The sequence below is a fragment of the Streptomyces sp. GESEQ-35 genome (assembly GCF_017948485.1).
Lineage (GTDB): Bacteria > Actinomycetota > Actinomycetes > Streptomycetales > Streptomycetaceae > Streptomyces.
The window spans coordinates 163,538-189,912 of sequence record NZ_JAFFSX010000010.1; the positions used below are offsets into that span (position 1 = coordinate 163,538).

General features: G+C 71.1%; 20 protein-coding genes and 1 pseudogene. 8 read left to right on the plus strand and 13 right to left on the minus strand.

What is annotated here, in order from left to right; genetic code table 11:
- Positions 1-2 precede the first annotated feature (2 nt).
- Positions 3-1,811, plus strand: coding sequence for a glycoside hydrolase family 15 protein (locus KCH87_RS21250; protein WP_210587752.1), 1,809 nt, complete (start codon positions 3-5; stop codon positions 1,809-1,811).
- On the opposite strand, the gene KCH87_RS21255 is transcribed toward KCH87_RS21250, so the two are convergent.
- Positions 1,798-3,024: an MFS transporter gene (locus KCH87_RS21255; RefSeq protein WP_210587753.1), complete on the minus strand. Its 1,227-nt coding sequence runs from the start codon at positions 3,022-3,024 to the stop codon at positions 1,798-1,800. The two genes, KCH87_RS21250 and KCH87_RS21255, sit on opposite strands and share 14 nt — an antisense overlap.
- Positions 3,025-3,088: 64 nt before the next feature.
- Between KCH87_RS21255 and KCH87_RS50775 the strand changes: the two are divergent.
- Positions 3,089-3,145: pseudogene (locus KCH87_RS50775) on the plus strand (extradiol dioxygenase); the annotation flags it as partial.
- On the opposite strand, the gene KCH87_RS21260 reads toward KCH87_RS50775, so the two are convergent.
- The 3 genes from KCH87_RS21260 to KCH87_RS21270 form a co-directional block, all read right to left on the minus strand.
- Positions 3,144-4,358: a glycosyltransferase family 4 protein gene (locus KCH87_RS21260; protein ID WP_210587754.1), complete on the minus strand. Its 1,215-nt coding sequence runs from the start codon at positions 4,356-4,358 to the stop codon at positions 3,144-3,146. The pseudogene KCH87_RS50775 and the gene KCH87_RS21260 sit on opposite strands and share 2 nt — an antisense overlap.
- A gap of 63 nt (positions 4,359-4,421) precedes the next feature.
- A complete protein-coding gene (locus KCH87_RS21265; protein ID WP_210587755.1) occupies positions 4,422-5,741 on the minus strand; it encodes a nucleotide sugar dehydrogenase in 1,320 nt (439 codons plus the stop codon).
- Positions 5,742-5,773: 32 nt separating this feature from the next.
- Entirely contained in the window at positions 5,774-7,225 is a 1,452-nt protein-coding gene (locus KCH87_RS21270; RefSeq protein WP_247196534.1) for a glycosyltransferase, read from the minus strand.
- Positions 7,226-7,263: 38 nt separating this feature from the next.
- Here KCH87_RS21270 and wecB point away from each other — a divergent pair, with 38 nt between their 5' ends.
- Genes wecB through KCH87_RS21290 form a run of 4 tightly spaced genes read left to right on the plus strand, consistent with a single transcriptional unit; the run spans position 7,264 to position 12,968 of the window.
- The gene (gene wecB / locus KCH87_RS21275; protein ID WP_210587756.1) at positions 7,264-8,352 is read left to right on the plus strand and encodes a non-hydrolyzing UDP-N-acetylglucosamine 2-epimerase; all 1,089 of its coding nucleotides are present in this window, start codon (positions 7,264-7,266) and stop codon (positions 8,350-8,352) included.
- Positions 8,345-8,974, plus strand: coding sequence for a bifunctional 2-polyprenyl-6-hydroxyphenol methylase/3-demethylubiquinol 3-O-methyltransferase UbiG (locus tag KCH87_RS21280; protein ID WP_210587757.1), 630 nt, complete (start codon positions 8,345-8,347; stop codon positions 8,972-8,974). Before wecB ends, KCH87_RS21280 begins: the two co-directional genes overlap by 8 nt.
- Positions 8,974-10,785 carry a hypothetical protein gene (locus KCH87_RS21285; RefSeq protein WP_210587758.1) on the plus strand — a complete coding sequence of 604 codons (1,812 nt, stop codon included), beginning with the start codon at positions 8,974-8,976 and terminating at the stop codon, positions 10,783-10,785. Before KCH87_RS21280 ends, KCH87_RS21285 begins: the two co-directional genes overlap by 1 nt.
- Positions 10,782-12,968 (plus strand): glycosyltransferase, encoded by a 2,187-nt coding sequence (locus KCH87_RS21290; protein WP_210587759.1) that lies wholly within the window; start codon positions 10,782-10,784, stop codon positions 12,966-12,968. Before KCH87_RS21285 ends, KCH87_RS21290 begins: the two co-directional genes overlap by 4 nt.
- A 55-nt stretch (positions 12,969-13,023) precedes the next feature.
- Here the strand turns inward: KCH87_RS21290 and KCH87_RS21295 are convergent, their stop codons facing one another.
- Positions 13,024-14,370, minus strand: coding sequence for an MFS transporter (locus KCH87_RS21295; RefSeq protein WP_210587760.1), 1,347 nt, complete (start codon positions 14,368-14,370; stop codon positions 13,024-13,026).
- Positions 14,371-14,524: 154 nt separating this feature from the next.
- Positions 14,525-15,190, minus strand: a complete 666-nt coding sequence (locus KCH87_RS21300) for a TetR/AcrR family transcriptional regulator (RefSeq protein WP_210587761.1) — start codon at positions 15,188-15,190, stop codon at positions 14,525-14,527.
- A gap of 157 nt (positions 15,191-15,347) precedes the next feature.
- Here KCH87_RS21300 and KCH87_RS21305 point away from each other — a divergent pair, with 157 nt between their 5' ends.
- Positions 15,348-16,235, plus strand: coding sequence for a shikimate dehydrogenase (locus KCH87_RS21305; protein ID WP_210587762.1), 888 nt, complete (start codon positions 15,348-15,350; stop codon positions 16,233-16,235).
- A gap of 87 nt (positions 16,236-16,322) precedes the next feature.
- On the plus strand, positions 16,323-18,107 hold the full coding sequence (locus KCH87_RS21310; protein ID WP_210587763.1) for a bifunctional sugar phosphate isomerase/epimerase/4-hydroxyphenylpyruvate dioxygenase family protein: 1,785 nt from the start codon (positions 16,323-16,325) through the stop codon (positions 18,105-18,107).
- A 1-nt stretch (position 18,108) separates the two neighbouring features.
- Here KCH87_RS21310 and KCH87_RS21315 read toward each other — a convergent pair whose 3' ends face one another.
- The 7 genes from KCH87_RS21315 to tal are packed head-to-tail and all read right to left on the minus strand — an operon-like array spanning position 18,109 to position 26,333.
- Positions 18,109-19,575, minus strand: a complete 1,467-nt coding sequence (locus tag KCH87_RS21315) for a membrane-associated oxidoreductase (protein ID WP_210587764.1) — start codon at positions 19,573-19,575, stop codon at positions 18,109-18,111.
- Between the two features lie 46 nt (positions 19,576-19,621).
- On the minus strand, positions 19,622-20,209 hold the full coding sequence (locus KCH87_RS21320; protein WP_210587765.1) for a histidine phosphatase family protein: 588 nt from the start codon (positions 20,207-20,209) through the stop codon (positions 19,622-19,624).
- Between the two features lie 6 nt (positions 20,210-20,215).
- Complete coding sequence (gene gnd / locus KCH87_RS21325; RefSeq protein WP_247196535.1) at positions 20,216-21,094, minus strand: phosphogluconate dehydrogenase (NAD(+)-dependent, decarboxylating); 879 nt, start codon at positions 21,092-21,094, stop codon at positions 20,216-20,218.
- Positions 21,095-21,099: 5 nt separating this feature from the next.
- Positions 21,100-22,746, minus strand: coding sequence for a glucose-6-phosphate isomerase (gene pgi / locus KCH87_RS21330; protein WP_210587767.1), 1,647 nt, complete (start codon positions 22,744-22,746; stop codon positions 21,100-21,102).
- Positions 22,739-23,674 carry a glucose-6-phosphate dehydrogenase assembly protein OpcA gene (gene opcA, locus KCH87_RS21335; protein WP_210587768.1) on the minus strand — a complete coding sequence of 312 codons (936 nt, stop codon included), beginning with the start codon at positions 23,672-23,674 and terminating at the stop codon, positions 22,739-22,741. Before opcA ends, pgi begins: the two co-directional genes overlap by 8 nt.
- On the minus strand, positions 23,671-25,197 hold the full coding sequence (gene zwf, locus KCH87_RS21340; protein ID WP_210587769.1) for a glucose-6-phosphate dehydrogenase: 1,527 nt from the start codon (positions 25,195-25,197) through the stop codon (positions 23,671-23,673). Before zwf ends, opcA begins: the two co-directional genes overlap by 4 nt.
- Complete coding sequence (gene tal / locus KCH87_RS21345; RefSeq protein WP_210587770.1) at positions 25,194-26,333, minus strand: transaldolase; 1,140 nt, start codon at positions 26,331-26,333, stop codon at positions 25,194-25,196. The genes zwf and tal overlap by 4 nt, the downstream gene beginning before the upstream one ends.
- Positions 26,334-26,375 lie beyond the last annotated feature (42 nt).

A 26,375-nucleotide genomic window follows, 5' to 3' on the forward strand; every position in this document is an offset into this window, starting at 1 on the left:
CCATGGTAGGGCGAATTGAGGACTACGCCCTCATAGGGGATTTGGAGACCGCCGCCCTGGTCGGTAGGGACGGGGCCATCGACTGGCTGTGCATGCCGCGCTTCGATTCTCCCGCCTGCTTCGCTGCCCTCCTGGGCACCGAGGAAAACGGCCAGTGGCGCATCGCGCCTGCCGGCCGTGGTGCCTGCAATCGCCGGTCGTACCGAGGAACCTCGCTCGTCCTCGAATCCGTGTGGGAAGACGTCTCCGGAGCCGTGAGGCTGACGGACTTCATGCCGCCGCGCAGCGGAAGCCCTCACATCGTGCGCATAGTCGAAGGAATCTCGGGACGGGTCGCCATGCGCGGTGAATTGCGGGTGCGTTTCCACCACGGAAGCATCGTGCCCTGGACGCGCCTGATCGGCGACCGTACCGTTGCGGCGGTCGCCGGTCCCGACGCAGCCGTCCTCTTCGGCGACCGCCGGGTTGACGTGTCCGTCACCAAGAAGTGCACCTACCTCGACTTCTCGGTCAGCGCCGGCGAGCGGATCGCCTTCGTCCTCAACTGGAGCCCGTCGCACCGTGCAGAGCGCTCGCTCACCGACAGCGCCTCGGCCCTGTCCAGGACGCTCACCTTCTGGAACGGGTGGACAGCGCAGTGCGGTTACCGAGGGCCCTACCAGGACGCTGTCGTCAGATCTCTGGTCATCCTGAAAGCTCTGACCTACGAGCCGACCGGTGGCATCGTCGCCGCCGTCACCGCATCGCTGCCCGAATGCATCGGCGGCGAACGGAATTGGGACTACCGGTTCTGCTGGCTGCGGGATTCCACCTTCACGCTCTCCTGCCTGCTGCGCAGTGGATTCCACAACGAGGCGATGGCGTGGAAGGACTGGCTCGTCCGCGCGGTCGCCGGCGAGCCCGCGGAACTGCAGACTCTGTACGGCGTGGCCGGGCAGCGGCGGCTGCCGGAGGAACAGGCGCTCTGGCTGCCCGGCTACGAGGGCTCCGCGCCGGTGCGCTTCGGCAACGGGGCGGTCGACCAGTTCCAACTCGACGTCTACGGCGAAGTGCTGAACAGCGTGTACTCGGTGCTGCGAGCCGGGGTTGTCATCGACGAACCCGTATGGAATCTGATCGCCTCGCTCATGGAGCACCTCGACAAGCGCCGGCACGAGCCCGACGAGGGGATCTGGGAGGTAAGGGGGCCCCGACGTCATTTCGTGCACTCCAAGGTCATGTCCTGGGTCGCGGCCGACCGTGCCGTGCGCATGGCCCGGGTGGCCGGTCTGCGGAGCTCGGCACAACGCTGGCGGACGCTGCGGAACGAACTGCGTGCGGAGGTCTGCCGCGAGGGGTGGGACGACGACCAACAGTCGTTCGTCCAGTGCTACGGAGGCCACTGCCTCGACGCCACCGCCCTGTTGATCCCCCGGCTCGGGTTCCTTCCGGCCGACGACGGCAGAGTGCTGGGCACCGTACGTGCGATGCGCAAGCTCGATCACCAGGGCTTCCTGAAGCGCTACTCCGACGTGCAGAGCGGTGTGCACGACGTGGACGGCATGAGAGGCGGCGAAGGCGCCTTCCTGGCCTGCACGCTCTGGTACGCCGACGCGCTCGCCATGACCGGCCGTCAGGCCGAGGCCCGCACGGTGTACGAGCGGGTGCTGGACGTCCGCAACGATGTCGGGATGCTGTCCGAGGAATGGGATCCCGTACGGCGCCGGCACCTGGGAAACACACCCCAGGCGCTGAGTCATGTCGCCCTGGTGAACACCACCTTCACTCTGTTCGGCACCCGGCAGAGCAGTCGGCGTGTCAGGGCCGCGTGAGGATCGCCGGTGTCCGGGGGGACCTGGTGCGCGGGAATCCGTGCGCGCGGGCGCCCATGACGACCGCAAGTACGGGCAGGAGCAGCGCCAGCACACTCCACGGAAACGCCGTCACCCCGAACAGGTCGAGCAGGATCCCGCCGAGTACTCCGCCGCCGGCCATGGCCGCGTTCCACAGCGTGACGAGCATGGCCTGCGCCGCGTCTGCCTGCTCGCCTCCGGCATCGGCGACCGCGGTCTGCAACAGGGTCGGCACCCCGCCCCAGCCCAGCCCCCACAGCGCCGCCGCGAGGTGGACCAGGGCCGCGCTGTCCGCGAACCCGGCCAGCAGGGCGGCGGCCACGCCGACGAGCAGCGTGCTTGCCACGGTGAGTGCCCGCAGCCGCCGGTCGATACGGGCGCCCACGATCCAGATGCTCACCAGGGACGCGCCGCCGAACACCAGCAGCACCAGATCGGTCGAGCCGCCCAGCCCCTGCCGGTCGAGGAACGTGGCGATGTAGGCGTACAGCACGGTGTGCGCCAGGACGAACACGAGGGTGACGAACAGGACGGGTACGACGCCGGGCACGTTCAGTGCCCGCAGTACGGGAGCCCGGCCGCCGCCTTCCTGTCCCGGCCGGTCCGGCACCAGCAACGCGATCCAGCCGAGCAGCACCACGGCCACCGCGGTCATCAGCGCGAACGCCGTCCGCCAGCCCAGCGCCCCGCCCAGGAACGTGCCCGCGGGCACCCCCACGGACAGCGCCACCGGCACGCCCGCCATGACGACCGCGACCGCCCTGCCCTGGAGGGGAGCCGGCACCAGACGCCGGGCGTACCCCGCCAGCAGCGCCCAGGCGAGCCCGGCGGCCACTCCCGCCACGAACCGCGCCACCATGGTCAACGGGTAGCTCGCCGACACGGCCGTGACCGTGTTGGCCACGGCGAACCCGGCCATCGCCGCCATCAGCAGCCGCTTGCGCCGCCAGCCGGCCGTGGCCGCCGACAGCGGGATCGCCGTAAGGGCCGTACCCACCGCGTACACGGTCACCGCCTGTCCCGCCGCCGACTCGCTCACCCCGAGGCCGCCGCTCATCGCGGGCAGCAGACCGGCGGGCAGCGTCTCGGTGAGGCTGGTGACGAAGACGGCGGTGGTGAGGGCGAGGAGCGCGGAGAGGGGGAGTCGAGGGGTTCGGGTCGGCGGCGCGGGCTTGTCGGTGTGGATGCTCATGCCGGGCAGGGTCGACCCTGACACCGGTGTCAGATTCAAGTCCGTGCGTGACTGGCTCATGCTGATGTGCGACGACATCGAGGCCACCACCGCCGACCTCACCGCGAAGGGTGTGGAGTTCAGCCGACCCGTCCAGGACGCGCCCTGGGGCCGGGTGACGGGCTTCCGGCTGCCGGGCGGGGGCGAGATCGCCCTCTACGAGCCACGTCACCCGCGCGCCCAGGGTCGGCCTCCTCCTGCGCCCAGGTCTCCAGCCAGCCGGTGAACTCGGCCGCCTTGTCGGGCCAGTTGAAGTCGGCGAGGGCCGCCGCGCGTCCGCGCCGCGCCGTGCCCAGGCGCAGTTCCGCGTCGGAGCTCAGCCGCCGTATGGCCTGCGCGGCCGCGAGCGGATGCCCGTACGGGACGACGAGGCCGCAGCCGTGCCGCTCGACCAGTTCGGCGGCCAGAGGTGTGGGCGTGGTGACGACGGGGACGCCGTGCGCCATGTACTCGACGACCTTGGTGGGGCGCGAATGGCGGTAGTTGGGCTGGTCGTGGAGGAGGGAGAGGCCGGCCAGGGCGCCGGGGAGCAGGGCGAGTGCGCGGTCGTTGGGCAGGAAGCCGTGCCAGCGCAGGATGCCGACCCGGTGGGCCGCGGCGAGCGCGTCCCGTACATCGGGGTCCGCCGACCCGGCCACGTCGAGGTGCAGGTCGGCCGGCAGGAGCCGCGCCGTCTCTATGAGGTCCAGCGCGCCGCGGGCCTGGGACAGATGGCCGACGTAGACGACGCGTTCGGTGCCGGGTGGCTCGGGCGGCTGCGGCGGTGCGGTCGTGTGGTTCGGCACCACCGGGTGCGTGCGGCGAAAGCGTTCCTGGTAGGCGTCCTCGGCGAGCAGGAGGCGCAGATGACGTTCCGCCAGCCGTTCGGCCGCCCGCACACCCAGCCGCAGCGGCGGTCGCAGCGCCCGCGGCAGCCAGCGCTTCATGGCCAGCGCCGCCGCGGTGTCCTCGTGTACGTCCCACACCACCACCGGCGCCGTCCCGGATCGCCGCCAGCGGCGCAGGGTACCGGGCAGGGTCAGCAGCAGTTCCGGGTCGTGCAGCAGTATCACGTCCGCCTCGTGTCCCCGCTCGGCCAGCAGGGCGCGGGCCGCCGACACCGCCGCGCGGCGGTCGAGCCCCGCGGCCCGGGGCAGGTCCACGCCTTCGAGACCCGGGCGCGGCAGCACCTTGCGTGCGGTGAACGGCGCCGCGTACACGATCCGGTGACCCCGTTCCCGCAGCGCCGCGATCTGCCGGTGCAGGATGCGCGCGTCCTCGGGGTGGTGGACGACGGTGACGACGAGTATCCGCATCTGAGCACCTTTCGACTCCGCGCCCAAGAGCCCTTCGACTCCGGGCGGGAGAAGGGGAGTTGCCTACAGCGCCTCGACACCGGGCCGGAAGATCCGCCCTCGGGTGTCGAACAGCAGCCGGGCCTCGTCGGCGAGGGCCGGGAGGTCGTACGCGGAGTGGTCCTGGAGCAGGATCGTCAGGTCGTGCGCGCGCACCCCCGCCATCAGGTCGACGACGCGCGGCACGGCCACCCCGTCCACGGACCACGCGGGGACGAACGGGTCGTGGAAGGCGATCTCGGCCTCCCGCTCCCGCAGCAGCCGGGCCACCGGCACCGCCGGCGCCTCACGCTGGTCGGCCACGTCCGGCTTGTAGGTGACACCCAGCAGCAGGACGCGGGTGCCGTGCAGTGCGCGGCCCTTGTGGTTGAGCAGATCCTGGGCGCGCCGGACGACGTACTCCGGCATATGTGCGTTGATCTCCCGGGCGAGTTCCACGAACCGGAACTCGTAGCCGATCGAACGCACCTTGTACGACAGGTAGTTGGGGTCGATCGGAATGCAGTGCCCGCCCACCCCGGCGCTCGGCCGGAACGCCTGGAAGCCGAACGGCTTGGTGCCCGCGCAGCGGATCGCGTCCCAGACGTCGACGTGCAACTCGCGGCAGAGGATGGTGAGTTCGTTGACGAGGGCGATGTTGACGTGCCGGTAGGTGTTCTCCAGCAGCTTGGCCATCTCGGCCTCGCGGGTGCCCTTCGCCTGGACGACCGTGTCGACGATCTTGCCGTAGAAGGCGGCCGCGCGTGCCGCGCACGCCGGGGTGCAGCCGCCGACCACCTTCGGTGTCTCGCGCAGCCCGTGCGTGGTGTTGCCGGGGTCGATGCGCTCCGGTGAGAACGCCAGCGCGAAGTCCTGGCCCACCCGGAGCCCCGACTCCTCCAGCAGCGGCCGTACGACCTCCTCGGTGGTGCCCGGATAGGTGGTCGACTCCAGGACGACCAGGTGTCCGCGGCGCAGCCTGCCCGCCACCGCCCGCACCGCGGAGGTCACCGCGCTCAGATCGGGGCCGCCGTCCGCGCTGAGCGGAGTCGGCACGCAGATGACGATCGTCTGCGCACGGGCCAGACAGGCGTCGTCGGTGTACGCCGTGAATCCGGCCGCCCGCATCCCGCGGACGTCGTCGTCGGACACGTCGTCGATATGGGAGTGTCCGGCGTTGAGGGCCTCGACGACCCGTGGGTCGAGGTCGAGTCCCGCGACTCTCAGGCCGACCGCCGACGCCTCCCGCGCGAGCGGAAGTCCGACGTAGCCGAGTCCGATGACGGCCAGTTCGAGGCCGTCGGCCTGTTCTTCCCCGGGTGATTCGCTCAATTCCCCGAGCGGTTCGGCCTGTTCGACCTGCATAGGGATTCTCCGCCCTCGATGCACACCTTGTCTCAGACGCATCCAAGAGCGCGATACGCCTCGCGGGTCGTGGCAGCGACCCTCTTCCAAGTGCGGTCACGCGCTACCAGCGCGCGAGCGGATGCTCCCCATTCATGCCGCCGTTTTCGACTGTAAAGCAATAGTTCGAGAGCTTCCGCCCAGGAATGCGGCGATTCAGCTGGGATCAACTGTCCGTTAACCTCGGGTTTCACCAGCTCCCGCAGCGCGGTGAGATCACTGGCGGCCACCGGGACGCCGCTCGCCATCGCCTCGACCGGCTTGAGCGGCGTGACCAGCCGGCAGACCCGGTCGTCGGTGCGCGGTACCGCGAAGACGTCCAACACGGCGTGATAGGCGCGCACTTGGTCGTGCGGCACCCGGCCGGTGAACAGGGCGACGCCGTCCCCCAGACCCAGCCGGCCGGCCATCGCCTCGAGCGTCGCCCGCTCGGGTCCCTCGCCCACGATCAGCAGCCGCAGCGGGACACCGCGCCGCCTCAGCTCGGCCCCCGCAAGGAGCAGGGTGCCGATTCCCTCGTATGGAGTAATGCTGCTGACGGTGCCGACGACAAACTCGTCCGCGCCGATGCCGAGTCGGGCCCGCAGCTCCGTCCCGTCCGGCGGTGGGGCCAGGAACGCCTCGTCCACCGCGTTGGGCACGATCAGGACCCGCTCCTCGGGCACCCCGCGGGCCACGATCTCGGCCTTCATCGCCATGCCCAGCGTCAGCACCAGATCGGCCTCGCGCATGCAGTGCGTCTCCAGGGCGCGCCGCGCGCGATACGTCTCGTCGTCCGGACTCCGGCCCGGCGCCCGGGCCAGCCAGGTCTCCTCCAGGAAGCCCCGCACCTCGTACACCACCGGCAGCCCGTAGGTCTCGCGCAGGGCCAGTGCCACCCGCCCGTTGCCGTGGTCGCTCGCCGCGTGCAGCACGGCCGGCCGCAGCCGTTCCACCAGCCGCCCGGCCAGCTCGGCGTTGCGCGCCAGTACCGCGCCCTGGCCGTACGGCAGCCGCAGCGGCAGCAGCCGGTGCTGCGGCACCCCGCCCACGATCTGGAGCGGGCGGGCGTCCAGTACGCCCTGCGCCACCGGAAATCCGATGCGCGTCACCACGTGCGCATCGAGCCCGGCCGCCCGCTGGGCCTCGGTCAGTGCCTGGGTGCGCACCGTGTAGCCGGCGTGCTTGAACGGCACCCCGTTGGTGACCAGGTGCAGCACCCGGCCGGGAACGGGCCGGATCACCCGCCCGGCCGGTGCCGGAACCCGTGCGGCGGACGGGACCGCGGTCGGCCCGGCCGTACGGGCGCGCGCGGCAAGCCGTCCCTCGACCGGCCCGAGCCCGCGCCGCACCCGCCCCGGCAGCAGGCGCACGCCGAGCAGCGCGGCCCGGACGGGATCATGCCGCAACTCGCCCCACGCCACGGATGCGGCCAAGCTGAGTGCACGGGGGGCATATCGGTACATGTCGCCAAGGTAGGACGGCAGAGCGGAGAACGTACGACATGAACGGCCGCGTACTCCATGTCGTAGGGACCAGGCCGAACTTCGTGAAGGCCGCGCCGGTCGTCTCCGCACTGCGTGCGGCCGGACACGACCAGGTCCTGGTGCACACGGGTCAGCACTACGACGAACGGATGTCGCACATCTTCTTCCGGGAGCTGGGCCTGCCCGCCCCGGACACCGACCTCGGCGTCGGCTCCGGCAGCCACGCCCGGCAGACCGCCGACCTGCTGGTAGCGCTGGAGGGCGAGCTGATCGCCCGCGAACCGGCCCTCGTCACCGTGTACGGGGACGTGAACTCCACACTGGCCGCCGCCCTCGTCGCCGCCAAGCTGGGCATTCCGGTGGCCCATGTCGAGGCGGGCCTGCGCAGCTTCGACATGTCGATGCCGGAGGAGGTCAACCGGCGCCTGGTCGACCAGCTGGCCGAGCTGCTGTTCGCCACCAGCCCCGAGGCCGTCGGCCATCTCGCCCGTGAGGGCGTAGACCCCGGGCGCGTGCACCTCGTCGGCAACCCGATGATCGACACCCTGCTCACCCATCTGGACCACTTCGACCCGGTCGCCGCCCGCACCGCCCACGGGCTGCCCGAGCGCTACGGCGTGGTCACGCTGCACCGGCCGGCCAACGTCGACGATCCCGAGGCGGCCGCGGCCGCCGCCCGCGCGCTCACCGAGGCGGCGACCCATCTGGACCTCGCCGTGCCCCTGCATCCGCGCGGACGGGCCGCGCTGCGGGCGGCCGGCCTCGCGGACGCGCCGGGCATCCACCTCCTCGAACCCCTCGGCTACGTCGAGTTCATGGGCCTGGTCCGGGGAGCCGCCGCCGTGATCACCGACTCGGGCGGGGTCCAGGAGGAGACCACCGTGCTGGGCGTCCCGTGCCTGACCCTGCGGACCACCACCGAACGCCCCGTCACCGTCACCCACGGCACCAACCGCCTGGTCCGGCACGGCGAACTGGTGCCCGCCCTGCGCAAGGTCCTGGACGGACAGGCGCCGGCATCCGCCGAAGGGCCGCCGCTGTGGGACGGAAAGGCGGGCCCGCGCATCGCCGGGGTGCTCACCGAGTGGCTGGAGCGCCATGACTGACGGCACCCGGACCTACTGGGACACCCGGCACCGCGAACGCGACGACCTCGCCTCCGGCGGCCACATCGGCCTCGACCGGCCCGGCAACGAGATCTTCTACGCGCAGCGGCTCGGCGAGCTGCTCACCTTGATCGGCGACCTGTCCAGCCCGGTGGCCCCGCTGTTCGTGCTGGACGCGGGCTGCGGCAAAGGGCACTTCGCCCGCGCCCTGGTGCGCTGCGGCCATCGCGTGGACGCCTTCGACACCAGCACCGAGGCCATCTCCCACGCCCGGGCCGAGGGCGGCGGCCCGCGCTACGCCCTCGCGTCGCTCGACGAGTGGCGCAGCCCCTGGCTCTACGACGTGGTGCTCTGCGTGGACGTCCTCTTCCACGTCCTGGACGACGCGGAGTGGTCGGCCGGCCTGCGCAACCTCGCCTCGCTCGTCCGGATCACCGGCCGGCTGATCGTCACCGACGAGGACACGCACGAGCCCACCCCGCGCGGCGACTACATCCTGCACCGGCCCACCGACGCCTACCGCAGGGAACTCGAGCCGCTCGGCCTGAGCCACACCCTCTTCCGGCCCTACGGCTTTCGCGAGAACCGGGTCGGCTTCCATGTCTTCACGAGGATCCGCTGATGCGCCTGACCGATCTGCTCCACCCGCATCTGGACGGCATCACCTCCGTCGTCGACGCGACGGCCGGCGGCCTGCGCCTCGAACCGTATCTCCACCTGCCGCCGGGCGTCGAACTCCGTCCCCGCCACGAACAGCCCGTCGGCGAAGGGGAGTTGGTGCTTCTCTCCTACGGTCCGGATCCCGCGCTGCACGGCGACGAGGCGAACTGTCTCGCCGTACTGGAACGGATGCGGCCCGGCGGCCGCGGCCTGATCGTCTTCGGCCACCCCGGGCCCGAACTCCCCTACTATCACCTCCTCGACGGTCTGGTGGCCCATCGCTGCCAGGTGCTGCGCGCCGCCCCGCTCGAGTACGCGCACCTGCACGCGGGCGCGGTCTTCGCGTGCACCGAGGAACTCCTGCCGCCCCACGACTGGTTCGGCCGGCCCGTACCCGCCGACGGTTTCGCCACGGCCCTGCGCATCGCCGACGAGTACGTGCTCGCCGACTTCGTCTCCCGCTCCCGGCGCGCCCGCCTGCTCGACCTGGAGCGCACGTCCGAGGAGACCGCACGCGTCCTGGAGACGGCCCGCGAGGACGGACTCGCCGAGCGACTCGCCGCCGCCGTACGGGAGAAGGACCAACTGGCGGGCACCCTGCGCAGTGCCCAGGAGCGGGTCGGCCTGCTGGAGGCACGCGTGGCCATGCTGGAGGGCTCCACCTCGCTGCGGGTGGGGAAGGCGCTCGTGTCGGCGGCCCGGTCGCCGAAGCGGGGGGCGGCGCGGCTGCCGGGGGAGCTGTACGGGCTCTGGCGGCACCGGAAGGCCAAGGGACGGACGTCGCAGGCTGCGACGGTCGAACCGGCGCCGGATGCGCAGGCGGACGACCGCCACTACCTCACCTACCGCGCCCTCTCCGTGGCCCCGCGCGACCGGCTGGTGATCACGGGCGTGCTGACCGACCGCACCGCCGAGGACTTCGCGGCGGACGCCGTGGTGAGCCGGGTGCTGCCGCACGACGGGCGCCTACTGGTCGAACGCACCGACCCGGACGTCTTCGTCGTCCAGCTGAGCGCGTGCACAGCTCAGGACGGACCCTGGTCGCTCACGGGCACCGGACTCGCCCCCGACCTGGACCGCCGGCTGTCCGAACTGATCGGCCAGGCAAGGGCGTTCGGGCGGACGGCGGTGCTGTGGCGGGACGGCCCGGCGGCAGGCGCCCCCGGTCTGGCCCGGCTCGCCTGGGACGCCGTCCTCGACGCGGACACCGGCGTACGGCTCTCCCGCCTCGACCCGGTCGCCGACGGCCGGGAGCGGCTCCGGGACGCCTTCCAGCAGGACAGCACCCGGGTACGGCTGGCCCGGCTCGCCAGGCTGGCCGGCGCCCCCGACCCACTGGACGCACGCCGGGTCGCCGTACTGGCCGCGCCCCGGGACAGGACCGATGTCGCCCGGCTCGTCGCCCAGACGCTCGGCCAGCTGCACCGGCCGGCCGAGGTGGTCGTCGCCGACCCGGCGGGGCTCGCCCTCGACGAACTCGCCGCCGCCTCGGTCACCGTCCACACCGGACCGCCCACCGCGCCCTGGGTCGCCGACTGGACGGATCTCTCCGAGGACCGCCCGGACACCCTGCTGCTCGACCTGCTCTGCGCCCAGGAGTACTCGGGCGCCGACGCGGTGGGCCACACACCCGCCGCCGACGACTACGTCTTCGTACCGACCCTGCGGCCGCTGCTCGTACGCCGGTCGCTGCTGAATGCCGGCATCCCACCGGACTCGTGGTCGCGTGCGGGTTGCCGCCTGTTCGCCGTGCGTGGGAAGGAGCCGTCATGACCCGCACCCTGAGGGCGCTCGTCTACGGCGACGTGGACCTCAACCTCATCGACGGCTCCGCCGTATGGGCCCAGTCGACGGTGCAGGCGCTGTCCCGAGCGGGCTGCCGGACCCGCCTCGTCCTCAAGGCACCCGTGCGGACCGGCCGGTTGACCGACCCGCTGGCCGGACTGCCCGGGGTGACGGTGGTGCGTCCGTACGAGGATCAGCTCGTGCCCGGACAGGGCGCGCACCCCCTGTCGCCCTTCCAGGCCTCGCAGCTGCTAGCCCGGCTGGACGAGGAGGAGCCCTGCGACCTGCTGGTGCTGCGCGGCCGCAGGCTGGTCACGCGGGTCGTCGCCGACGGCGCCTTCGACGGCCGGATCTGGGCCTACCTCACCGACATTCCGCAGTCGCCCGCCGAGATGACCGAGGAGGCCCGCGCCGGCCTCGCGCGTATCGCCGCCGCCTCGCGGCAACTCCTGTGCCAGACCGAGGAGTTGCGCTGCTTCCTGGAGGCCTGGGTGCCCGAGGCCTGCGGACGGTCCGTGCTGAGCCCGCCCGCGGTGCCCGATCCGGGGTTCGACATCCCGGAACGGGACGGGATGCACGATCCCGTACGCCTCGTCTACACCGGCAAGTTCGCGCCCCGGTGGAACACCCTGCCGATGACCCGGCTGCCGGTGCTGCTCACCGAACGCGGCATCCGCGCCGAACTCCACACCGTCGGCGACAAGATCCACCAGGACCCCGCCCATCCTGACTTCCAGTCCGCCATGGCCGAAGCGCTGCGCACCACCCCCGACGTCCACCACCACGGCGGCCGGCCGCGCGAGGAGGCCATGCGCATCGCCGCCGACTGCGACCTCGGCCTCGGCTGGCGCGACCCCGTCCTCGACGCCAGCCTCGAACTGTCCACCAAAGTCCTGGAGTTCGGCTCGCTCGGCCTGCCCGTCGTCCTCAACCGCACGCCTGCGCACGAGGCGTTGCTCGGTAACGACTATCCGCTGTTCGTGCCCGGCAGCGCGGCACTCACGGACGCGGCGGACACCGTCGCCCTCGCGGTGCGCGAACCCGAGGCCCGGCATCTGGCGGCCGCCCGGTGCGGGGACGCCGCCCGGCGCTACACCCTGGACGCGGCGGCAGCCCGCTGGCGTACCCACCTCGACCGTGCCTTCCCGCCCGCGCCCTCCGCCGTCGCCACCCGCCCCCGTCCGCTGCGGGTCGGCGTCGCCGGCCACGACCTGAAGTTCCTCACCCGGCTGCTCGACCACTTGCGCGCGCTGCCCGGCCTCGACGTACGGGTTGACGCCTGGCCAGCGCTCGCCCGCCACGACGCGGCCGCCAGCCGTGAACTCGCCGACTGGGCCGATGTGGTGGTCGTCGAGTGGTGCGGTCCCGCGGCCGTCTGGTACAGCCGCCACAAGCGGCCCGGCAGCAGGCTCGTCGTACGGCTGCACCGCTTCGAACTCGACGCCGGGTATCCACGGCAGGTCGACATCGACGCGGTCGACCGGGTGATCTGCGTCAGCCCGTACTACGCCCGCAGCACCCGGGAGCGCACCGGCTGGCCCGAGTCGAAGATCACCACCATCCCGAACTGGGTCGACGTCGATCAGCTCGACCGGCCCAAGGCGCCCGGCGCCCGCCACCGCCTCGGCATGATCGGCATCGCGCCCAGCCGCAAACGGCTCGACCTCGGCCTCGACGTCCTCGAAGCACTGCGCGCCCGCGACCGGCGCTGGCACCTCTCGGTCAAGTCCAAGCCGCCGTGGGAGTACTGGTGGATCTGGAACAAGCCCGAGGAGCGTACGCACTACGACGCGATCCTGCGCCGTATGCAGACCTCGCCGCTGCTCGAAGGGGCCGTCGTCTTCGACGGGTTCGGGCCGGACGTGGCGAACTGGCTGCGCCGGATCGGACATGTCCTGTCCACCAGCGACGACGAGAGCTTCCACCTCTCCCCGGCCGAGGGCATGGCCTCCGGCGCCGTACCCGCGCTGCTGCCGTGGCCGGGAGCGGACCAGATCTACGACGGACGGTGGATCCACGACAGCCCGGAGGCTATGGCGGACGCGATCGCCGGGCTCGGGGAGCAGGAGGACTGGCTGTCCGCCGGGGAGGTGGCCCGGGGGCAGGTGCGCGAGGCCTTCTCGCTGGACCGGGTGGCACGGACGTGGACGGAACTGCTGGTGTCCGGCTGACGCACGGGCCCCCGGAGCCGTCGTCGCGCTCCGGGGACCTGATGCGGCGGGCAGCTCAGGCCGTCACCGTCTCCCGCCGGTCCGCCCCGGCGGGCGACCGCTCGCCGAGCTGTTCCGTCGGCACCTTGTGGGTCTCGCGGGCCGAGAGGACGGCGATGACCGGCGGTACGCACAGGGCCGCCGTGAACAGCGCCACCGAGGACCAGTCGCTGCCGTCCGGTCCTGCGATCTGCGCGGCGAAGGTGACCGCGAAACCGGCCACGGCGAAGCCGATCTGCGTGCCGATCGCCATCCCGGACAGCCGGACCCGGGTCGTGAACATCTCGCCGTAGAAGGACGGCCACACACCGTTCGCTGCGCTGTAGACGACACCGAAGGTGACGATGCCCAGCAGCAGGGTCAGCGGGTAGGAGCCCGTCGAGATCGACCACAGGTACAGGAACATCATCACCGCGCTGCCGGCGGCACCGATCAGATACACCGGGCGGCGACCGATGCGGTCGGACAGTGTGGCCCACAGCGGGATCGCGGCGAGTGCGACGAGGTTCGCGAGCGCGCCCACCCACAGCATGGACGACCGGGACATGCCGACCGCGTCGCTGGTCGCGTACGCCAGCGCCCAGACCGTGAAGATCGTGCTGACCGAGGCGATCAGCGCACCCGCGATCACCCGCAGCACATCCGCCCAGTGCTCGCGCAACAGCACCACCAGGGGCAGCTTCACGACGCCCTCGGTGGCCGCCTGCTGGGCGAAGGCCGGCGTCTCCTCCAGCTTGCGGCGGATGACGTAGCCGACGACCGCGACCGCGATGCTCATCCAGAACGGGACCCGCCAGCCCCAGGCCAGCAGCTGCTCCTCGGGGAGCGCGGCGATCGGGATGAAGACCAGCGTGGCCAGCAGCTGCCCGCCCTGGGTGCCGCCGAGGGTGAAGCTGGTGAAGAAGCCGCGCCGGTTCGGAGGCGCGTGTTCCAGCGTCATGGAGTTGGCGCTGGCCTGCTCGCCCGCCGCCGAGATGCCCTGGAGCACCCGGCACAGCACCAGCAGCACCGGAGCGAGTGTGCCGACCTGGGCGTAGGTGGGGAGACAGCCGATCAGGAACGTCGACACACCCATCAGGATCAGCGTGAAGACCATGATCTTCTTACGGCCGACCCGGTCGCCGAAGTGCCCGAGGAACAGCGCGCCGACCGGCCGGGCCGCGTACGCCACACCGAAGGTGGCCAGCGACAGCAGGGTCGCGGTGGCCGGGTCCGACTCGTCGAAGAAGACCTTGGGGAAGATCAGCGCGGCGGCGGATCCGTAGATGAAGAAGTCGTAGTACTCCAGGGCGCTGCCTATCCAGGCCGCGGTCGCGGCTTTCTTCGGCTGCCCTGGCGGGGCGGATGGGACGGGGACGGACACGGCGGCTCCTTTGAGGGAACTCCACGTTAGGGGGAGTGAGCGGAGGGGAGAAGGGCCGGATCAGCGGCTAATTAACCCACTGGATAGTTAGTCTCGGTGGGTAGGGATGTTGCGCGCGCGTTTCCCCGCTGTCAAGAGGTTGTGCCGAGCGGCGTCAGTCGCTCGCCCGGTCCGCCGTCAGGTAGGCGATCACCATGTCGCCGAGCATGGTCCGGTAGTGCTCGCGCTGCGCGGGGTCCACCAGGTCCCGGCCGAACAGGGCGCCGAAGGTGGCCCGGTTGGACACCCGGAAGAAGCAGAAGGAGCTGATCATCGCGTGCAGGTCGACGGCGTCGACGTCGGCGGTGAACAGGCCCGACTTCTGGCCCGACTCCAGGATCCGGCGGATCACGTCCAGCGCCGGTGAGCCGATCCTGCCGAGCTTCTCGGAGCCGGCGATGTGCTCCGCGCCGTGGATGTTCTCGATACTGACCAGGCGGATGAAGTCGGGGTGCGCCTCGTGGTGGTCGAACGTCACCTCCGCCAGCTGCCGGATGGCCGCGACCGGGTCGAGATGCTCGACGTCCAACTCCTGCTCGGCCTCGCGGATCACGCCGTACGCCCGCTCCAGCACGGCCGTGAACAGCTGCTCCTTGCCGCCGAAGTAGTAGTAGATCATCCGCTTCGTGGTGCGGGTCCGGGCGGCGATCTCGTCGACCCGGGCGCCGTCGTAGCCGGCCCGGGCGAACTCCTGCGTCGCCACGTCGAGGATCTCGGCCCGGGTCCGGGCGGCGTCACGGATGCGCCCGTTGTTGCGTGCCGGTTCGTCGACGCTGGTCATCCGGGTTCCTTAGGGCAGGCGGTCCAGTGCCGGTGATTCTAGAAGCAGGCATCCGTGCCTGGTTCCGGGTTCCCGGTCGGGTCTTCCCCTGGCCACCGGCTGCTGATATTGCTAACGTACTAGTTCGTACATTAGTGAGCCGCTCAGGAGGTCCGCCGTGGCCAAGGACTCGTATCTCGTCGGACTGATCGGCTCGGGCATCGGCCCGTCGCTCAGCCCGGCCCTGCACGAGCGGGAGGCCGACCGCCAGGGTCTGCGCTATCTGTACCGGCTCATCGACATCGACGCGCTCGGCGTCGGACCCCAGGCCGTGGGCGACCTGGTACGGGCCGCCCGTGACCTGGGTTTCGACGGGCTGAACATCACGCACCCGTGCAAGCAGCTGGTCATCGAGCACCTCGACGCGCTCGCCCCGCAGGCCGAGGCGCTCGGCGCGGTCAACACCGTCGTCTTCGAGGACGGCCGCGCGACCGGCCACAACACCGACGTCACCGGCTTCGCCGCGTCCTTCGCGCGCGGGCTGCCGGATGTGCCGCTGGAGCGGGTGGTGCAGGTGGGCGCGGGCGGGGCGGGGGCGGCCGTCGCCCATGCCACGCTCACGCTCGGAGCGGGGCGGGTCACCGTCGTGGATGCGTTGCCGGGCCGCGCCGCTGGTCTCGCCGGTGACCTGAACCGGCACTTCGGGGAGGGGCGGGCGGCCTTCGCGACCCCGGACCGGCTGGCGGAGCGGCTTGCCCACGCCGACGGCGTCGTGCACGCCACGCCGATGGGTATGGCGGCGCACCCCGGATTGCCGTTTCCTGCGGAGCTGCTGCGGGCCGAGCTGTGGATTGCCGAGGTCGTCTATCGGCCGCTGGAGACCGAGCTGGTGCGCGCCGCCCGCGAGGTCGGCTGCGCCGTCTTGGACGGAGGTGGAATGGCTGTCTTCCAGGCCGTGGACGCGTTCCGGTTGTTCACCGGGAAGGAGCCCGACAGTGCGCGAATGCTGGCGGACATTGCGGAGTTGGCCGGTGGTGCGCAGAGCCCTGCGGGCAAGGCGGTGTGACGGCTGACGGTCGTCTGTGGCTTGTCGCGCAGTTCCCCGCGCCCCTGACGGGGCGCTGTTGTACCGCGTCTTGAAGGAGTACCGATCATGCGTACGTCCATCGCCACCGTCTCCCTCAGTGGCTCCCTGACCGAGAAGCTCACGGCTGCCTCGCGGGCCGGGTTCGACGGGGTCGAGATCTTCGAGAACGACTTGCTCGCGAGTCCCCGCACTCCCGAGGAGATCCGCAGCCGCTGTGTCGACCTCGGTCTCACCGTTGACCTTTACCAGCCGATGCGGGACATCGAGGCCGTGCCGCAGGATGAGTTCGGCCGTAATCTGCGGCGGGCCCGGCGCAAGTTCGAGGTGATGCGCAGGCTTGGTGCCGGCACCGTTCTCGTCTGCTCCAGCGTCTCCCCGCTCGCCGAGGACGACGACGCGCTTGCCGCCTTCCAGCTGCGTCAACTGGCCGAGCTGGCTCAGGAGTTCGGCATTCGGGTGGCGTACGAGGCGCTGGCGTGGGGACGGCACGTCAGTACGTACGACCACGCCTGGCGCATTGTCCAGGCCGCCGACCACCCCGCGCTGGGCACCTGCCTGGACAGCTTCCACATTCTCTCCCGGGGCTCCGACCCCAAAGGCATCGAGGACATCCCCGGCGAGAAGATCTTCTTCCTTCAGCTGGCCGACGCCCCGCTGCTCGCGATGGACGTCCTCCAGTGGAGCCGCCACTACCGCTGCTTCCCGGGCCAGGGCGGCTTCGACGTCGCCGGCCTCCTCCAGCACGTGATCCGCGCCGGCTACGACGGCCCGCTCTCCCTCGAAGTCTTCAACGACGTCTTCCGCCAGGCCGAGGCGGGACCCACCGCCGTGGACGCCCACCGCTCCCTCCTGGTCCTTCAGGAGACCGCGGGTCTGGCGACCCCTCCCGCTCCCGTCGTCCCCACGGGCGTCGCCTTCGCCGAACTGGTCACGCCCGACGCCGAACCCGTCTCGGCGGCGCTCGGCGCGCTGGGTTTCACCCGCACCGCACGGCACCGCAGCAAACCCGTCGACCTCTGGCAGCAGGGCGAGGCACGTGTCCTGGTCAACACCGGCCCGGCCGCACGCCGCGACGGCACCGGACTCGCCGCGATCGGCCTGGAGTCACCGGACCCGGTGGGCGCCGCCCGTCGTGCCGAGGCCCTGCTGGCGCCCGTGCTGCCGCGCCGCCGGGCCCTGGAGGACGCCCCGCTCGACGCCGTCGCCGCCCCCGACGGCACGGAACTCTTCTTCTGCGCGTCCGGCATCGGGCCCGAACTCCCCGACTGGCGGGGCGACTTCGAGGACCTCGCAGATGCGCCGGGCGCCGCCGGTGTCCACCGCATCGACCATCTCGCCCTCACTCAGCCCTGGCACCACTTCGACGAGGCGGCCCTCTTCCACCGCAGCGTGCTCGGTCTGCACGCCCAGGAGAGCGTCGACGTGGCCGACCCGTACGGCCTGCTGCGCAGCCGCGCGGTGACCAACGCGGACGGCAGCGTGCGGATCGCGCTCACCGTCGGCGCGGCGCCGAACGACGACACCGCCCGGGCCCAGCACATCGCGCTCGCCACCGACGACGTGGTGGCCGCGGCCCGCCGCTTCCGCCGGGCCGGCGGCCGTCTGCTGCCGATCCCGGCCAACTACTACGACGACCTGGCGGCCCGCTACGAGTTCGCGGACGGGGAACTGGAGACGTACCGCGAGCTCGGCATCCTCTACGACCGGGACTCGGGCGGCGAGTTCCGCCACTGCTACACGCTGACGGTGGGGCGCGTCTTCTTCGAACTGGTCCAGCGGGACGGCGGCTACCGGGGCTACGGTGCCCAGAACGCGCCGGTGCGGCTGGCCGCGCAGCACGCGGTGACGTGACTCATTGGCGGCTGACGGTCCTGGTCACGCCGGTGACGACCGTCGTGGCGAGGATCCAGCCGGTGATGATGAGGACGTAGGACAGCCACTGGTATCCGCCCTTCGGGGCGAAGGCGCTCTCCTGCCCGAAGGAGATCACCGGCAGGAGCAGGTCGAGCGTGTAGAACACCGGGTTGAAGGGCGGGGCCTCGGACGGCTTGAGCGGGGGCGGGTGGTGCAGGGCGTACGCGATCGAGCCGATGGCCAGCAGGGACAGCAGCCAACCCAAGGCGCGCAAGGGGCGGAAGCCGTAACCGACCGTGGCGTCCTGGACATGGCCCCACAGGCGGCCGTACCAGGCGAGCGTGGCGCGGTGGCGGCGCTGCTTGGCGAGCTGGACGAGCCGGGCCGCGGGGTCGTCGCCGATGCGGCGGTAGGCGGCGGTCAACTGCTCGTAGGCGTAGGGGACATAGCCCTCGACGTCCCGCTCCAGCATCGGCAGACGGCGCTCGGCGGGCTCGTGCGGAGTGAGGGCCGTATAGGCGAGGTTGTCGAGACGGAGCCGGTCCGGGACCACCTCCGGTTCCAGGAACAGGACGTCGATCTGGGCGCGACGCAGATTCAGGGTGCCTTCCGGGGGCGGGCCCTTGCGCAGCCACAGCTCCCCTATGGTGCAGCTGCTCGCCCGCAGCGTGGCATCGCCCGGATTCGACAGACGTGCGTACGACAGGTCCAGGCGGCCGGTGATCCGGGCGCCGCGCAGGCCGATCCAGCCGTCCACGTGCGCGTTCCGCAACCCGACGTCGCCCGTCACGCTGAGCATCTGTGCGTCGAGGGCCGCCGCCTCGCCGGGGTAGCTGAGGCGGGCGCCGGTGAGATCGAAGGATCCGTTGACGGTGGCACCGTTGAGCTGCAACGCGCCCTCGGCGCGCAGCTGCGGGGCGAACACGCCGTCGCCCACCACTGCCCGGTTGAGCTTGAGCACGGGCCCCGCGTCGTCCGGCGCGATGAGTTCGGCGCGTGCCAGGGACAGAGCCCCGGATATCTGCGCCCCCGTCAGCTGGAGCCGCCCGGACAACCGGCACTCCGACAGTTGCACGACGCCGTCGACCCGTGCGCTGCCGAGGTCCAGGGCGGGGAGTACGGAGCCGCGCAGACTGAGCCGGCGCAGCTGGGAGCCGTAGAGGTCGGGCGGGTCGGAGAAGTGACAGCGGCTCAGCCGGATCGGATGGTCGACGACGGCGTGCGTGAGGTCCAGGGCTCCGGTGATCCGGGCGCCCGTCACCCGGAGAGCGGCGATCTCGCCGTCCTCCTGGGGCCCACTGATCAGCAGCGCCTTCAACACCGAGGCACGCAGCGTCCGTTCGGGGCCCCAGTCGGTTCCAGCGGCGGCGTCCTCGTCCTCATCGGTGCGGAAGTCCACGAGTTCGCCGCGTGGAAACGCCTGCCACACGCGCAGTTCGGCCGCCGTCAGATTGTTGATCTCCATCGTCGGAGACTCTGACGGGGCCGAACCACAGGTGTCAACACGCCGCCTACGGCCGGGTGTTCCACTCCGCGATCACGGGGCGCCCGTGTTCCAGGGACAGTCGGCTCACCGTGCCCGTCGCGAGCTGGAACAGCCGTCCCTCCGCGGGCGACAGCCCCAGCCGCCGTGCCGTCAGCACGCGCAGGAAGTGGGAGTGGGCGACGAGGATCACGTCACCGTCCGCGAGGGCGCCGTCCACGCGGGACAGCACGTGGTCGGCGCGTCGCCCCACCTCGGCCGGTGACTCGCCGGGATGCCCCTCGGCCCCCGGTGGTACGCCGTCCGTCCACAGGTACCAGTCGGGACGGGTGCGGTGTATCTCCACGGTGGTCACGCCCTCGTAGGCGCCGTAGTCCCACTCGTGCAGGTCGGGGTCGGTCACGACCCCGGACAGGCCCGCCAGTTCGGCGGTGCGCATCGCGCGGCCCAGCGGGCTGGACAGCGCGAGGGCGAAGGTCCGGCCCGTCAGGAGCGGAGCGAGGGACTTGGCCTGTTCCTCGCCGTGCTGGGTGAGGGGCAGGTCGGTCCAGCTGGTGTGCTGGCCCGACACGCTCCACTCCGTCTCACCGTGGCGGACCAGCAGGAGATCTCCCACGGCCGGCTACTCCTTGGACTCGACGGCGTGACCGCCGAACTGGTTGCGCAGCGCCGCGATCATCTTCATCTGCGGCGAGTCGTCCTGACGGGACGCGAACCGGGTGAAGAGGGAGGCGGTGATGGCGGGCAGCGGCACCGAGTTGTCGATGGCCGCCTCGACGGTCCAGCGGCCCTCGCCGGAGTCCTCCGCGAAGCCGCGCAACTTCTCCAGGTGCTCGTCCTGGTCGAGGGCGTTGACCGCCAGGTCGAGCAGCCAGGAGCGGATGACGGTGCCGTCCTGCCAGGAGCGGAAGACCTCGCGGACGCTGTCCACCGAGTCGACCTTCTCCAGCAGCTCCCAGCCCTCGGCGTAGGCCTGCATCATGGCGTACTCGATGCCGTTGTGGACCATCTTCGAGAAGTGGCCCGCGCCGACCTTGCCGGCGTGGACATAGCCGTACGGGCCTTCCGGCTTGAGCGCCTCGAAGATGGGCTGGAGGCGGTCCACATGCTCCTTGTCGCCGCCGACCATCAGGGCGTAGCCGTTCTCGAGACCCCACACACCCCCGGAGACACCGGCGTCGACGAAGCCGATGCCCTTGGCGCCGAGTTCCTCCGCGTGCTTCTCGTCGTCGGTCCAGCGGGAGTTGCCGCCGTCGACGACGGTGTCACCGGGGGACAGCAGGCCGCCGAGCTCGTCGACGACGGACTGGGTGGCGGCGCCGGCCGGGACCATCACCCAGATGGTGCGCGGCGCTTCGAGCCGCTCGACCAGTTCGGTCAGGCTGCTGACGTCGGTGACTTCGGGGTTGCGGTCGTATCCGACGACGGTGTGGCCGGCGCGGCGGATGCGCTCGCGCATGTTGCCGCCCATCTTGCCGAGGCCGATGAGTCCGAGCTGCATGTTCTTCACTTCCTGAGTTCGCGGTAAGCAGCCACGAGGGCGGCGGTGGACGGATCGAGACCGGGCACGTCCGTACCTTCGGTCAGCGCGGGTTCGACCCGCTTGGCGAGGACCTTGCCCAGCTCGACGCCCCACTGGTCGAAGGAGTCGATGTGCCAGATCGCGCCCTGGACGAACACCTTGTGCTCGTACAGCGCCACCAGCTGGCCGAGGACCGAGGGGGTCAGCTCGGGGGCGAGGATCGTGGTGGTGGGGTGGTTGCCCAGAAACGTCTTGTGCGCCACCAGCTCCTCGGGCACCCCCTCGGCACGCACCTCGTCCGGCGTCTTGCCGAAGGCGAGCGCCTGCCCTTGTGCGAACAGGTTGGCCATCAACAGGTCGTGCTGGGCCCCCAGTTCGTCGCTCAGCTCGGCGACCGGCCGGGCGAAGCCGATCAGGTCGGCCGGGATGAGCCGGGTGCCCTGGTGGATCAGCTGGTAGTAGGCGTGCTGCCCGTTGGTGCCGGGCGTGCCCCACACCACCGGACCGGTGGTCCAGCCCACGGTGTGCCCGTCCCGGTCGACCGACTTGCCGTTGGACTCCATGTCGAGCTGCTGCAAGTAGGCCGTGAACTTGGAGAGGTAGTGGCTGTACGGCAGCACCGCGTGCGACTCGGCCGCGAAGAAGTTGCCGTACCAGACACCCAACAGGCCCATGATCAGCGGGGCGTTGGCCTCGGCGGGCGCGCTCCTGAAGTGCTCGTCGACGATGCGGAAGCCGTCGAGCATCTCCCGGAAGCGGTCCGGGCCGATGGCGATCATCAGGGAGAGCCCGATCGCCGAGTCGAACGAGTAGCGGCCGCCGACCCAGTCCCAGAACTCGAACATGTTGGCCGTGTCGATGCCGAAGTCCGACACCTTCTCGGAGTTCGTCGACAGCGCGACGAAGTGCTTCGCGACCGCCTTCTCCTCACCGCCGAGCCCGGCGAGCAGCCAGGACCGCGCCGATGTGGCGTTGGTGATCGTCTCGATCGTGGTGAACGTCTTGGACGCGACGATGAACAGCGTCTCCGCCGGATCCAGGTCCCGCACGGCCTCGTGCAGGTCGGCGCCGTCGACGTTCGACACGAACCGGAAGGTCAACTCCCGTGCGGTGTACGGCCGCAGCGCCTCGTACGCCATCGCCGGGCCCAGGTCGGAGCCGCCGATGCCGATGTTGACGACATTGCGGATCTGGCGGCCGGTGTGGCCGGTCCACTCGCCCGAGCGGACGCGCTCGGCAAAGGCGCTCATCTTGTCGAGGACGGCGTGCACGCCCGGGACCACGTTCTCCCCGTCGACCTCGATCACCGCGTCCCGCGGGGCGCGCAGCGCGGTGTGCAGTACGGCCCGGTCCTCGGTGATGTTGATCCGGTCGCCGCGGAACATGGCGTCGCGCAGCCCGAACACGTCGGTGGCAGTGGCGAGTTCCTGGAGGCGGGCGAGCGTCTCGTCGGTGATCAGATGCTTGGAGTAGTCGATGCGCAGATCGCCGACGCGTACGACGTACCGGTCGGCGCGCCCGGCGTCCGCCGCGAACAGCTCACGCAGCCGCGGGCGTTGCAGCGCCTCCGCGCGGTGGTCCTCCAGAGCGGCCCACTCGGGCCGCCTGGTCGGCTTGGGGAAGTCAGACATGGGAGACGGTCTCCTTGGTGCCCTCGCCCCGCAGGGCGACGGCGTACATCTCGTCCGCGTCGAGGCGGCGCAGCTCCTCGGCGATGAGTTCGGAGGTGGTGCGGACCTTCAGTGCGAGGGTGCGCGACGGCTGGCCCGGCAGGGACAGCGTGGCCAGCGGGCCCTCGGGGCGGTCGATGACGATCTCGCCGTTCGCGGTGCCGAGGCGGACCGCCGTGACGACCGGACCGGCGGTGACGACCCGGTCGACCGTGACACCGAGGCGGGCCTCCAGCCAGCGGGCCAGCAGTTCGGCCGCCGGGTTCTCCTCCTCGGCCTCCACGGCCGCCGAGATGATCTGTACCCGGGCCTGGTCCAGGGCCGCCGCGAGCATCGAGCGCCACGGGGTCAGCCGGGTCCAGGCGAGGTCGGTGTCGCCGGGCGCGTAGGAGCGGATCCGGGTCTCGAGGACCTGGATCGGGTTCTCCACGGCGTACAGGTCGGTGATCCGGCGCTGGGCCAGCGCGCCGAGCGGGTCCTTCGCCGGGTTCGCGGGCGCCTCCGCCGGCCACCACACCACGACCGGTGCGTCCGGGAGCAGCAGCGGCAGCACCACGGAGTCGGCGTGGTCGGACACCTCGCCGTAGGTCCGCAGGATGACCGTCTCGCCGGTGCCCGCGTCGGCGCCCACCCGGACCTCGGCGTCGAGGTGGGAGTTGGTGCGGTCGCGCGGGGTGCGGGCGTGCCGCTTGATGACGACCAGGGTGCGCGAGGGGTGCTCGTGCGAGGCCTCCTCGGCCGCCTTGATCGAGTCGTAGGCGTTCTCCTCGTCCGTGACGATGACCATCGTCAGGACCATGCCCACTGCGGGGGTGCCGATGGCGCGGCGGCCCTGCACCAGCGCCTTGTTGATCTTGCTTGCCGTGGTGTCGGTCAGGTCGATCTTCATGGCCTGCGCCAGCTCCGTCCGTCTCGTGCGAGCATCTCGTCGGCTTCCTCGGGTCCCCAGCTGCCCGAGGGGTACTGCGCGGGCTTGCCGTGGCTCGCCCAGTACTCCTCGATCGGGTCGAGGATCTTCCAGGACTCTTCCACTTCCTGGTGACGGGGGAACAGGTTGGCGTCACCCAGCAGGACGTCCAGGATGAGCCGCTCGTACGCCTCCGGGCTGGACTCCGTGAAGGACTCGCCGTACGCGAAGTCCATCGAGACGTCCCGGATCTCCATCGAGGTGCCCGGCACCTTCGAACCGAACCGGACCGTCATGCCCTCGTCCGGCTGGACGCGGATGACGATCGCGTTCTGGCCGAGTTCCTCGGTGGCGGTCGAGTCGAACGGGGAGTGGGGTGCCCGCTTGAAGACGACCGCGATCTCGGTGACGCGGCGGCCAAGACGCTTGCCGGTGCGCAGATAGAAGGGGATGCCGGCCCAGCGCCGGTTGTCGACCTCCAGCTTGACGGCCGCGTAGGTGTCGGTCGTCGACCGCCGGTCGATGCCGTCCTCCTGGAGGTACCCGGGCACCTTCGCGCCGCCCTGCCAGCCTTCCGCGTACTGGGCGCGGACGGTGTGCTCGCCGAGGTTCTCCGGGAGCCGCACGGATTTGAGGACCTTCAGCTTCTCGGTGAGCAGCGACTCCGCGTCGAAGGCGATGGGTTCCTCCATCGCGGTGAGCGCCATCAGCTGAAGGAGGTGGTTCTGGATGACGTCACGGGCGGCGCCGATGCCGTCGTAGTAGCCGGCGCGGCCGCCGATGCCGATGTCCTCGGCCATGGTGATCTGGATGTGGTCGACGTACGACCGGTTCCAGATCGGCTCGTACATCTGGTTGGCGAAGCGGAGCGCCAGGATGTTCTGGACGGTCTCCTTGCCGAGGTAGTGGTCGATGCGGAAGACCTGGTCCGGCTCGAACACGTCGTGCACGAGCGCGTTCAGCTCACGGGCGCTGGTGAGGTCGTGGCCGAACGGCTTCTCGATCACCGCGCGCCGCCAGGAGCCCTCCGGTGCGTCCGCCAGGCCGTGCTTCTTCAGCTGCTGGACGACCTTCGGGAAGAACTTCGGCGGTACGGAGAGGTAGAACGCGTAGTTGCCGCTGGTGCCCCGGGAGGCGTCCAGCTCGTCGACGGCCGTGCGCAGTTGCTTGAACGCCTGGTCGTCGTCGAAGGCGCCGGGGATGAACCGCATTCCCTCGGCGAGCTGCTGCCAGACCTCCTCGCGGAACGGCGTGCGAGCGTGTTCGCGCACCGAGTCGTGCACCACCTGCGCGAAGTCCTGGTCCTCCCAGTCGCGCCGGGCGAATCCGACGAGGGAGAAGCCCGGCGGGAGCATGCCACGGTTGGCGAGGTCGTAGACCGCCGGCATCAGCTTCTTGCGGGAGAGGTCGCCTGTGACGCCGAAGATGACGAGTCCGGACGGGCCCGCGATGCGGGGGAGCCGGCGGTCGCGGGCGTCCTGGAGCGGGTTGGTCCACTCGGTCATTCCGCGTCGCCGCCCTTGCTGCCCAGGGACTTCGCCACGGCGTCCAGCAGGTCCTGCCAGGACACCTCGAACTTGGCGACGCCCTCGTCCTCCAGCTGCTTGACGACCTCGTCGTAGGAGATCCCGAGGGACTCCACGGCGGCCAGATCGGCGCGGGCCTGCGCGTAGCCGCCGCTCACCGTGTCGCCGGTGATCTGGCCGTGGTCGCCGGTGGCGTCGAGGGTGGCCTCCGGCATGGTGTTGACGGTGCCGGGGGCGACCAGCTCGTCGACGTACAGCGTGTCCTTGTAGGCCGGGTCCTTCACACCGGTCGAGGCCCACAGCGGGCGCTGCTTGTTGGCGCGGGCGCCGGCGAGCGCGGTCCAGCGGGCGCCGCCGAAGATGTCCTCGTACGCCTCGTAGGCGAGCCGCGCGTTGGCCAGCGCCGCCCTGCCCTTGAGGGCGAGGGCCTCGTCCGTGCCCAGCACCGTCAGCCGCTTGTCGATCTCGCTGTCGACGCGGGAGACGAAGAAGGAGGCCACGGAGTGGATGGCGGAGAGGTCGAGGCCGCTTTCGGCAGCCTTCTCCAGGCCCGCCAGGTAGGCGTCCATGACCTCGCGATAGCGCTCCAGCGAGAAGATCAGCGTGACGTTGACGCTGATGCCGAGACCGATGACCTCGGTGATCGCCGGGAGCCCGGCCTTCGTCGCCGGAATCTTGATCATCACGTTGGGACGGTCGACGAGCCAGGCCAGCTGCTTGGCCTCGGCGATCGTCGCCTTGGTGTGGTGCGCCAGACGCGGGTCGACCTCGATGGAGACCCGGCCGTCCCGGCCGCCGGTCGCGTCGTACACCGGCCTGAGGACGTCGGCGGCGGCGCGGACGTCCGCGGTGGTCATCATCCGCACGGCTTCGTCGACCGTGACGCCGCGCACGGCGAGGTCGGCGAGCTGCTCCTCGTAACCCGCGCCGGAGCCGATGGCGGCCTGGAAGATCGACGGGTTGGTGGTGACGCCGACGACGTGCTTGGTCGCGATGAGCTCGGCGAGGTTGCCGGAGGTGATCCGCCCCCGCGACAGGTCGTCCAGCCAGATGGAGACGCCCTCGTCGGACAGGCGCTGGAGGGCTTCCGCGGTGGCGGTCGCTTCGATGGTCACAGTGTCATCTTCTTTCTGGCGGTCTTTATGACGATCTTCTGG